This is a genomic window from Kitasatospora sp. MY 5-36, assembly GCF_001182915.1.
In the GTDB taxonomy this organism is placed as follows: Bacteria; Actinomycetota; Actinomycetes; order Streptomycetales; family Streptomycetaceae; genus Kitasatospora.
Map to the genome: position 1 here is coordinate 1 of NZ_LFVW01001085.1, position 878 is coordinate 878.

Annotated in this window: 1 protein-coding gene; it reads left to right on the top strand. The window is 78.2% G+C overall.

Translation table 11 applies throughout. The features are described 5' to 3' along the window. A partial coding sequence (locus AE652_RS40340) for an AMP-binding protein (protein WP_049660758.1) occupies positions 1 to 878 on the top strand: 878 nt, incomplete at both ends.

Here is an 878-nt window from a genome sequence, read left to right on the forward strand (position 1 = left end):
CCCCCGTGCCCCCGGCGACCCTGCCCGCCCTGGTCGAGGCCGCCGCGGACCGGTGGCCCCGGGCCGTCGCGCTGAGCGCGGACGGCCTGGAGCTGACCTACGCCGAGGCCGAGGCGCACGCCAACCGCCTCGCCCACCGGCTGATCGCGCGCGGCGCCGGCCCCGGGGAGACCGTCGCCCTGCTGCTGCCCCGCTCGGCGGACACCGTGCTCGCCGAACTGGCGGTGGCGAAGACCGGCGCCACCTTCCTCCCCGTCGACCCGCACTACCCGGAGGAGCGGATCGGGGCGATGCTGCGCGACGCGGCGCCCGCGCTGACCCTGGACGCCAAGGAGGTCGCCGAGCTGCTCGCCGCCGACCCCGACGGCGCCCCCGGCCACCGCCCCACCGACGCCGACCGCACCCGCCCGCTCGACCCGGACGACCCCGCCTACGTCATCTTCACCTCCGGCTCCACCGGCACCCCGAAGGGCGTCGTGGTCACCCACCGGGGCCTCGCCGCCTTCGCCGCCGCCGAGGCCGCCCACTACCAAGTCGCTGCGGGGGACCGGGTGCTGGCCTTCGCCACCCCCAGCTTCGACGCCTCCGTGCTCGAACTGTGCCTGGCCCTGCCGCACGGCGCCCGGCTGGTGGTGCCCGAGCCCGGACCGCTGCTCGGCGCCCACCTGGCCGGACTGCTCCGGGCGGAGCGGATCACCCACACCCTGCTGCCGCCCGCCGCCCTCGCCACCCTGCCGGCCGACACCCCCGGCAGCCTGCCCGCGCTGAAGACCCTGATCGTCGGCGCGGAGGCCTGCGGCCCCGACCTGGTCGCCCGCTGGGCCCCGCACCACCGGATGGTCAACTCCTACGGCCCCACCGAGGCCACCGTCGTCGCC